Raw genomic sequence first — 9,403 nt, 5'->3', positions numbered from 1 at the left:
CGCAGTACACAACCTGCGGCGCCTCTTCACCACCAGCACAGCGACCACCCAGCCAGCATGACCCGGGCACACCCCCCGACTCACACATCCTCCCCATAGTCACGCCATCACCACACCGGACCCCAAAGCGCAACAGCCTCGGTAGCACGGTGAGGGTGCCCCTCACGGGTTCCAGATGAGACCGGCCAGCATGTCGCGGGTCGGGGTGTCGGCGGACGGGTCGGTCAGGCGGGTCCAGACGGCATCGTCGTGGCCGGTGAGGGTGCGGAACTTCGCGGCCATCTCGTCGGCGCCGACCGGCGCGCCCGGGTGACCTCGCGGCTCGGCGCAGGTGGCACGGCGGACGTCGCCGCCGGCCAGCCGCAGCACCACACCGGCGGGTGCGCGCTCCGGCCAGGCGCGGGTGGCGGCGTGGTCCTCGTACAGGCGCACGCGTTCGGCCAGCGCGAGGGCGCGCGGGTCGGGTACGTCGAACCGTTCCGGCGGGGCGCCGCCGTGCAGCAGGGCGACGGCGACCGCGTACGGCACGGAGAACCGGCGGCCGAGCGGGGTGTCGGCAGGTGGCTGCGCGAGCCGCAGGCCGCTCGCGCCGACGGCGACCTCGACCGACTCCACCGCGTCGCCGTCGACCGGCGCGAGCGACGCGGCCGCTTCGATGCTGCCGTGCGTCAGCGCGCACGCGGAGTACACCTTGACGTAGCCGCCGAGCAGGTACGCGCGTGCCGGCACGACGGGGACGCCCGGCCTGCGGTCGGCGACGAGCCCGTCGAACGCGGCGGCGAGTGCGGAGCGCGACCCGGTGTAGCCGGCCGCGGCGAGCCGGTGGGCGGTGAGGCCGGTGGACGCGGCGTGCCCGATCCACGCGTTCCTGACGTCGGAGCCCTCGACGCACGTCGGCCAGGTCGTCAGCAACGGAAGGGCCGCGGCCGTGTACGCCGCGCGGAGCGGATCGGTACCGGCGAGCGTCGCGACGGCGACCGCCGCGCCGATCCCGCCCAGGTGGCCGTGCGGGTGCAGCTGGCCGCGGAACCCGAACAGGGTGAACAGGCCCGCCGCCACCTCGTAGCCCGCGACGTACGCCCGCACGACGTCGCGCCACCGCGACCCGAGCGCCTCCCCCGCCGCGAGTGCCGCGGGGAGCACATGCGCCGACGGGTGCCCGGTCGGGCGCACGCCCTCGTCGAGCTCGAGCGCACAGCTCGCCGTCGCGTTGGCGTACGCGGCCCGCTCGGGGTCGGCGTACCCACCGCCGGCGACCAGGAGAGTCGCGGCGGGACGGTCCCCCGGCTCCGACCGGCGCCAGGAACCGGTCAGCCCGTCCCCTGCCACCAACCGCTCGGCCTCGGGACGCCGGCCGCCGGCGAGCGTCACGCCGATCGTGTCGGCCGCGAGCAGCCCGGCGCGCGCGGCGACCTCGCCGGGGAGCCTCCCGGCGAGGTCGGCCGCGTACGCGACGAGCTCGGGCAGGACGTCGGCCGTCACGACCGGAGCGACTCCCTTCGCACCGAGTGGTCGGCGGCCACGAACCGGCCACGCCGCTCACCCACCGGCTCACCGTCGCGCATCGCCAGCTCCCCGCGCAGGACGCTCGCCGTCACCCGGCCGGACAGCTTGCGGCCGTCCCACGCGGTCACCGGGTGCAGCGCGTGGAGTCCCTCGTTGCTGACGACGTGCTCGCCGGCCGGGTCGACGATCGTCAGGTCGGCGTCCGCCCCTGGCCGTACCGTGCCCTTGCGCGGCCAGAGCCCGTACAGCGCGGCCGTGCCGGTCGACGCGATCTCGGCGAGCCGTGCCGGGCTGATCCGTCCCTCGACCATGGCGTCGACGAGCAGCGGCACGATCGTCTCCACGCCGGTGCCGCCGGCCGGCGCCGTGGCGAAGCCGGTGCTCTTCTCCTCCACCGTGTGCGGCGCGTGGTCGGAGCCGATCGAGCTGATCGTCTCGTCGGCGACCGCATGCCACAGCGCCTCCTGGTCGGTGGCGGTGCGCACGGGCGGGTAGACCTTGAGCAGCGGCCCGAGCCGCTCGGCGTCGGCGTCGGTGAGGGTGAGGTACTGCGGGCAGGTCTCCGCGGTCACCGGCGCGCCCGCTGCTCTGGCCTGGCGGACGACCTCGGCTCCCCTGGCCGACGCCATGTGCACGACGTGGAAGCGGCAGCCGGTCTCGGCGGCGAGCTGCGCGCCGATCGCGATGCTCACGGCCTCCGCGACGGCGGGACGCGCGGCGAGCAGGTCGGCGTACGTCTCGATCGGGTGGCCGAGGTCCTCGCCTGCCTGGGCGAGCACGTGCCGGTCCTCGCAGTGCATCGCGAGCAGGCCGCCGGCGTTCGCGACCTCGCGGAACAGCGTGCGCACCTCACCGGCCTCCGGCGGCAGCAGCAGGCGCTCGGGCGGCTCGTCGGCGAAGTTGTAGACGAGCGCCTTGGTCTCCCGGTGCAGCGCGTAGCCCCAGAAGAGCTTCACGCCGACGGCGCCCGCGGAGAACAGACCGGCGATGTCGTCGGCGTGCCCCGGCCCGAGCGCGAGGCCCCACAGGCCGAAGTCGACCCACGCCTTGGCCTCGTGCTCGGCGCGTCGGGTGGCGAGCATCGCGGCGTCGGTGACGGGAGGGATCGCGTTCGGCATCTCGAGGATCGACGTCAGCCCGCCGCACAGCGCGCCGAGCGTCGAGTGCGCGAACGTCTCCTTGTGGGTGAGGCCGGGATCGCGAGAGTGCACGTGCGGGTCGATGAACCCGGGGAACACCAGGCAGCCCGACGCATCGAACGCGTCCTCGGCGGACGTCGACGTGCCCGGCTCGACGAGCGCCGAGATGCGCCCGTCCGCGCAGACGACGTCGGCCGCGACGAGGCCACCCTCGGTCACGACGGTCCCGTTCCTCACGACGAACTGCATGGTTCCCCTCTCCCTCGCTGACGTGCTGTCCTTCACCGGTGGGTACGGAACACCGGGCCGTCCCTGCAGACCAGCGGCGCCTCCGCGCTCGATGTCCTGTTCCCCGTCGCGCATCCGTGGCAGTAGCCGAGGCCGCACGCCATGTGCGCCTCGACGGCCACCTGGAAGTCGGCGCCCCAGGACTCGGCGAGACGCTCGCCGAGGGCCTCGAGCCGTGCCGACCCGCACGCCGCGACGAGCGCGGGCGGGTCGTCGTCGAGCACCGCGCGCAACCGGGTCGCGAGTGCGTCCGGGTGCGACGTCCCCGACAGGTCGTCGACGGCGATCGGGCGTACGTCGGGCGCGGGGACGAAGTCGCGGCCGACGGTCGCGGCCGGGGTGCGTCCCGAGACGACCATGGTCACCCGGCCGCGCGCGGCGGCGGCGCGCGCGAGCAGGGTGAGCGAGCAGCTGCCGATCCCGCGGCCGAGCAGCAGCACGCCGCCGCGCGCCGGGAGGTCGAACGGCCGGCCGAGCGGCCCGACCACGGTCACCCGCTCACCGGGCAGGAAGCCCGTGAGCGCGCGGGTGCCCTCGCCGACGACCGAGTAGACGACGCTGACCGTGCCCGCGGCCTCGTCGGCGTCGTACACCGCCATCGGTCGCGGCAGGACGGGACCGACGCGCACGTCGCGCGTCACCGTCACCATCACGAACTGCCCCGGCCGCACGTGTGTCGCGGCGTACGGCGCGCGCAGCTCGATCCGCCAGTACCGGTCACCGATATGGGCGTTGACCAGTACCTCCGCGTCGGCCGACGCCGGGCGATCCAGGGACACAGGGGGCAGCGGCACCAGGTCGTCGAACGCGGCTCCGTCACGCGGTGCGCGGCCGAGCGCCGCGATCATGAGCGCGCCGCGGAGAGGACGGCGAGGTGGGAGTCGAGGGCGAGCATGCTCTCCCCCAGCACCGAGATCCCGGTCGCGATCTCGACGGGCGACGTCCACTCGTCGGGCACGTGGGAGAGGCCACCGCGGCTGGGGACGAACACCATGCCCGTCGGTGTGACCCGGTCGACCATCTGCGCGTCGTGGCTCGCGCCGGACGTGAGCACCCGGTACGTGACGCCGAGCCGGCGTGCGGTCTCGGTGACGACCTGCCTGACCCAGACGGGGAGCACCACGGGCGAGGTGTCGGCGAGCAACCGTACGTCGAGCCGCACCCGGCGGCGGTCGCACACGGCGCGCACGCGGCGCACGATCTCGGCGGCCGTCGCGCGCTGGCGATCGGCGTCGATGTCGCGGACGTCGACGGAGAGCTGAACGTGTCCGGGGATGGTGGTGAGCGAGCCGGGCGACACCTCGAGCCGGCCGACCGTCGCGCGGGTGCCGCGGTGCCGTGGGTCGAGGGCGAGCTCCTCGGCGATCAGCACCGCTTCGGCACCGGCGGCGAGCGCGTCGGAACGCCCGGCCATCGGCGTGCCGCCGGTGTGCGACGGCCGACCCTCCAGGGTGAGCTCGAGCCTGGTGGACCCGGAGATCAGGTCGACCACGCCGACGGCGATCTGCTCGCGTTCGAGCACGCTGCCCTGCTCGATGTGCAGCTCGAGGAACGCAGCCCACTCGCGTGCGGCCCACGGCTCGTCCGCGGCGCGCACCGGGTCGACGTCGACCTCGCGCATGGCGTCAGCGATGCTCACGCCGTCGCGGTCGACGCGTTCACGCAGCTCCCCGACCGACGAGAGCCCCGCCGCGAGCTTGGAGCCGATGCACGCCTGGCCGAACCGTGCGCCCTCCTCGCCCGCGAAGACGACGAAGCGCAGCGGGTGCTCGGTGCGCACGTCGTTCTCGTGCAACGTCCGCGCGACCTCGACGGCGCCGACCACACCGACGATGCCGTCGAACCGGCCGCCGTGGTACACCGAGTCGAGGTGGCTGCCAGTGCCGATGGCGGGGGCGTCCGCGCGCCTGCCCGGCCTGGTCGCGATCGTGTTGCCGGCCGCGTCGACGCCGACGGTGCAGCCGGCGTCGCGCATCCAGCCCGCGAACAGCCCGTGGGCCTCGCGCTCCAGCCGCGTGTACGCGAGTCGGCTGACGCCGGCGCCAGGCTCGGTCAACCGCGCCAGCTCGTCGATCCGCGCCGCGACACTGCGCGGATCGATCCGGAACCCGCCGGCCCCGGAGCCCGCGCCATCGGTCGGTTCCGCCGTCACGGTGAGCTCGTTCACCTCGCGTCGTCCGGGCGGACGACGCGAGCGTCGGCGGCCTCCGTGCCCGCCGCCTCGACGACTCCGGTCGCGGCGCCGACGGCGACGACGACGCCACCGGCATGGGTGACCACGCCGGACAGGCCCGCGAGGCCGGTGCGGGCGCGGAAGGTCTCCGCGACGAGCACGACCCGAGCCCCGTCGACTATCGGCTGGAGCAGCGCAACGATGCCCTCGATCTCGACCGCGCGGACGAGGTCGACGCCGAGCTCGCGCGCGACGACATGGGCGAGGACGGCGTCCTCGCTCACGTCCCAGCACACGACGGTCGACGCGTCGAGCGCCGCCACCTCCGTGGCGATCGCCGTGCCCATCCGCTCGGTGCGGGCGGGGTCGGTCATCGCCGCCGCTCCCCGCTCGTCGTCGGTGGTCGCTGTGTTCACGAGCCTCTCCTCCTTCATCACGCCGGGCCGCCGGGAAGCGGCAGCTCCGACAGCCGGAACAACGCGTCGAACGGCATACCGGCCCCCGCCACGGCCTCGGCGCCGCCCTGCTCGCGGTCGACCACCGCGAGCACCGCGCTCACGGTGGCGCCGGCCTCCTTGAGCACCGCAGCGGCGCCGAGCGCCTGCGCGGCGGTGCTGACGACGTCCTCGACGAGCAGCACCCGTTCGCCGGCGTGCAGCTCGCCCTCGATGCCCGCGGCGGTGCCGTACGCCTTCGGCACCTTGCGGACGATCACGAACGGGATGCCCGTCTCCAGCGAGAGCGCCGCGGTGATGGGCACCGCGCCGAGCTCGGGTCCCGCGATGCGGTCGACGTCGGGGACGCGTTCGGCGAGCAGCGACGCCAGCCGCCTGAGCACCGTCGGCTTGGTGGCGAACAGGTACTTGTCGACGTAGTAGCTCGACGGCTGTCCCGACGACAGGACGAACGACCCGCGCAGGTAGGCGGCGGCGACGAGGTCGCGGGCCAGCTCGTCACGGCGTTGCGCGGATGTCTGGAAGGCGGACGGATCGCCGACGGACAATGAGTCGAGCAACGAGCTCATGCGTTCACCTCGGTCTCGTTCGGTGTGTCGGCGGCGGCCCAGCCGAGGTCGGCGGACATCGCCTCCGCGGCGGCGGCGATCAGCTCACGCATGCGGTCGCGGTCTGCCGGGTCGGCGACCCGGTAGGCGGGGGCCGCGAGCGACACCGACGCCGCGACGCGTCCCGTCGACGTGCGCACCGGCATCGACACCGCCCACACCCCGCGGTCGAGCTCGTCGTCGCAGACGTCGTAGCCCCGCGCGCGGATCATGGTGAGGTGGTCGACGACGGCGTCGACGTCGGTGAGCGTGTCCTCGGTGAAGGCGCGCAACGGGCGCGAGGCGAGGAGCCTGCGAGCGTCCTGCTCCCCCGCGTAGGCGAGCAGCGTGCGCGCCGACGCCGCTGCGTGCAGCGGCATGTCCTGCCCGATCCGCACGAACATGCGCAACGGGTGGATGGACTCGACGAGCGACACGCAGATCGCGCGGTCGCCGACCAGCTCCGTGAGGAACACCGTCTCGCCGCTCGCCGCCGCGACGGTCGACAGCGCCCGGTGCGGCGTGACGAGCAGGGCGTGTCCGCGCGCGTTCTCGTCGGCGAGCTGCCTGGCGGCGGGCCCGAGGAAGTACCGCCGGTTCGACGGCGACCTCGTGACGAACTGCTCGCGCTCGAGGACCGCGAGGATGCGGTGCATGCTGCCCGCGGGCACCTCCAGCCCGTCGGCGAGCTCGCCCAGGGTGAGCCCGTTCGGGTTCGGCGCCAGCGCTCGCAGCACCGCGAGCGCCCGTACGACCGGCTGCATCGTTCCCCCTTCGTGAGTGACCGCGTGTCGGTGGGCGCGGTCAGGTGAGCTCGGCGCCCTTGCGCTCTGGGATGAGCAGCAGCGCGAACATGTCGACGACGTAGATGCAGGCGATGGCACCGATCGCGAACGCGAACCCGTACGACGCGGCGAGCGCGGCGACGACGAGCGGCGCGAAACCGGCGACCGCGCGGCCGAGGTTCCACAGCACGTTCTGCGCGGTCGCGCGCGCCTCGGTGGGGTAGAGCTCGGCCATCAGCGCGCCGTAGCCGCCCATCATGCCGTTGACGAACAGTCCCATGACGAGCCCGCCGGCGAGCAGCGCCCAGCTGGAGCCCAGGTTCGCGTAGACGACCACGGAGATCAGCGCGCCGATCTGCCAGATGAGGAACGACGGGCGCCGGCCGATCGTGTCGGCGAGCTTGCCGAAGATGAAGACGCCGATGATCATGCCCGCCACCGTCACCGCGGTCCACAGCGCGGACTTGTTGTACGAGTAGTCGAGCTCGCGCGACAGGTATGTCGGCAGCCAGATCATGATGCCGTAGTAGCCGAAGTTCTGGACCGACGCGAGTATCAGCACGCCGATGCTCGTGCGCACGGAACGCGCGTCGGCGACCAGCGCCTTGACCGGGAACTTCGCCACGCCCCTGGTCTGCTGGGTCTCGATGAACTTCAGCGGCTCCTCCAGCTGCCGGCGCAGCAGGTACGCCACGACCGCGGGGAAGGCGCCGACCGCGAACAGCAGCCGCCAGCCGCCGAGCGGGAGCAGCAGCGCCGCGGCACCCGTCGCGAGCAGGGTGCCCACCTGCCACCCGTTCGCCACCCAGGCCGTGGCACGGGCGCGCTTGCGCGCCGGCCACGCCTCCGCCGCGAGGGTCATGCCGATGCCGAACTCGCCGCCGAGGCCGATGCCGGCGAGGAACCGGAACACCGAGAGCGACGTGTAGTCCCAGGCCACGGCGGTGAGCCCGGTGAACAGGGCGAAGACGAGGATCGACCAGGTCAGCACCTTGACCCGGCCGAGCCGGTCGGAGAGCATCCCGAACACGATGCCGCCGACCACGGCGCCGACCAGCGTGTAGGTGGCGAGCGAGCCGGCCTGCTGCTCGGACAGGCCGAAGGTGGCCGTGATCGACGCGAGCGCGAAGCCGATGATCAGCAGGTCGAAGCCGTCCATCGCGTAGCCGACGCTCGACGCGACCACGGCCTTGCGCGCGTAGCGGTCGCCGATGCCCTGCTCGATGCTGGTCGACTGCTGGACGTTCTGCGAGTCGCTCACTGCGTCCGCCTTCCACACGGATTCGAGGGTCAGACGGCCTGGGCCGTCGTGTCGAGGGCGCCGACGAGCTCGGTCACGCAGGCGACGCCGAGCCCGTCGAGCACGGCGGGCAGGTCGTCCACGATCTCCGCCATCACCTGCGGACGGGAGAACGTCGCCGTGCCCACCTGGACGGCGCTCGCGCCGGCGAGCAGGTACTCGACGACGTCGGTGGCCGTGGCGACGCCGCCGCAGCCGATCACGGGAATGGCCACCGCGCGGGCGGCCTGCCACACCTGACGCAGGATCAGCGGCTTGCTCGCGGGACCCGACCAGCCGCCCACGCCGTTGCCGAGCACCGGCCGGCGGGTGTGCAGGTCGATCGCCATGCCGACGTAGGTGTTCGCGACCACCACCGCGTCGGCACCACCGGCCGCGGCTCCCCGCGCCAGGTCGGGCACCGACGCGACGTTCGGCGTCAGCTTGGCGAACACCGGACAGGTCACGCGCTCGCCGACCCGGCGGACCACGCGCTCCACGGCGGCGGCGTCGGAGCCGAGCTCGATCCCGCCGGCCTCGAGGTTCGGGCACGAGAGGTTGAGCTCGACCGCTCCCACCGGCAGGTCGGCGACCTGCCCGGCCACGCGGACGAAGTCGTCCTCCGCGAGCCCGCCGAGACTCACGACGACCGGCACGCCGAGCTCCGCGTACGCGGGCCAGGTCTCCTCGCGCCACCGCTCCACCCCCACCGAGGGGATGCCGACGGAGTTGAGCATGCCGTCCCGCGTCTCCGCGAGCCGATGGGCCGGGTTGCCCGACCGCACCGCGGAGAAGACCGTCTTGGTCACCACGGCCCCGAGCCGGCCGACGTCGACGAGCGGCGCGAGCTCGGGTCCGAAGCACCCGGACGCCGGCAGCACGGGCGAGGCGAGCGCGAGCCCACCCACCCGCGTCCGCAGCGCGGCCTCACCGACAACACCCACGAGTTCCGTCTCCTGAAATTAGCTCTTCCGTGAGGTGAACGATGATGCGCTGCCCACCGCACCCCCGTCAACCCCCACCCGTCCACCCGGGCTGCCGGCGCCACCTGTGAGGGGCACCCCCACCGCGTCATGGAGGCTGTTGCGTTTTCGGGCGACTCGGCTTGATGATCTTGGTGGTGTCGGGACTGTGTTGCCAGGATGTTGTGATGGCGAGGGATTTCCGACCTGTTGATCGTGACCAGCAGTT

General features: G+C 73.6%; 9 protein-coding genes. All 9 read right to left on the bottom strand.

All coding sequences use genetic code 11. The annotated features are described in order from the left end of the window. Nucleotides 1-162: 162 nt before the first annotated feature. Nucleotides 163-1,482 (bottom strand): hypothetical protein, encoded by a 1,320-nt coding sequence (locus GEV10_30880; protein ID MQA82810.1) that lies wholly within the window; start codon nt 1,480-1,482, stop codon nt 163-165. Continuing rightward, a complete protein-coding gene (locus GEV10_30875; protein MQA82809.1) occupies nt 1,479-3,008 on the bottom strand; it encodes an amidohydrolase family protein in 1,530 nt (509 codons plus the stop codon). Before GEV10_30875 ends, GEV10_30880 begins: the two co-directional genes overlap by 4 nt. Next, on the bottom strand, nt 2,927-3,781 hold the full coding sequence (locus GEV10_30870) for a dihydroorotate oxidase electron transfer subunit (protein ID MQA82808.1): 855 nt from the start codon (nt 3,779-3,781) through the stop codon (nt 2,927-2,929). Before GEV10_30870 ends, GEV10_30875 begins: the two co-directional genes overlap by 82 nt. Beyond that, nucleotides 3,778-5,034: a hydantoinase/carbamoylase family amidase gene (locus tag GEV10_30865; GenBank protein ID MQA82807.1), complete on the bottom strand. Its 1,257-nt coding sequence runs from the start codon at nt 5,032-5,034 to the stop codon at nt 3,778-3,780. Before GEV10_30865 ends, GEV10_30870 begins: the two co-directional genes overlap by 4 nt. A 62-nt stretch (nt 5,035-5,096) precedes the next feature. Next, the gene (locus GEV10_30860) at nt 5,097-5,522 is read right to left on the bottom strand and encodes a hypothetical protein (GenBank protein MQA82806.1); all 426 of its coding nucleotides are present in this window, start codon (nt 5,520-5,522) and stop codon (nt 5,097-5,099) included. A 17-nt stretch (nt 5,523-5,539) separates the two neighbouring features. After that, nucleotides 5,540-6,130 carry an orotate phosphoribosyltransferase gene (gene pyrE, locus GEV10_30855; protein MQA82805.1) on the bottom strand — a complete coding sequence of 197 codons (591 nt, stop codon included), beginning with the start codon at nt 6,128-6,130 and terminating at the stop codon, nt 5,540-5,542. Continuing rightward, nucleotides 6,127-6,912: a helix-turn-helix domain-containing protein gene (locus GEV10_30850; protein ID MQA82804.1), complete on the bottom strand. Its 786-nt coding sequence runs from the start codon at nt 6,910-6,912 to the stop codon at nt 6,127-6,129. Before GEV10_30850 ends, pyrE begins: the two co-directional genes overlap by 4 nt. A 40-nt stretch (nt 6,913-6,952) precedes the next feature. Continuing rightward, complete coding sequence (locus GEV10_30845; GenBank protein ID MQA82803.1) at nt 6,953-8,227, bottom strand: MFS transporter; 1,275 nt, start codon at nt 8,225-8,227, stop codon at nt 6,953-6,955. Then, nucleotides 8,224-9,156, bottom strand: a complete 933-nt coding sequence (locus tag GEV10_30840) for a dihydroorotate dehydrogenase (GenBank protein ID MQA82802.1) — start codon at nt 9,154-9,156, stop codon at nt 8,224-8,226. The genes GEV10_30845 and GEV10_30840 overlap by 4 nt, the downstream gene beginning before the upstream one ends. Nucleotides 9,157-9,403: the final 247 nt, after the last annotated feature.

The sequence above is a fragment of the Streptosporangiales bacterium genome (assembly GCA_009379955.1).
Taxonomy (GTDB): domain Bacteria; phylum Actinomycetota; class Actinomycetes; order Streptosporangiales; family WHST01; genus WHST01.
This window is presented reverse-complemented; position numbering and strand designations above follow the sequence as displayed.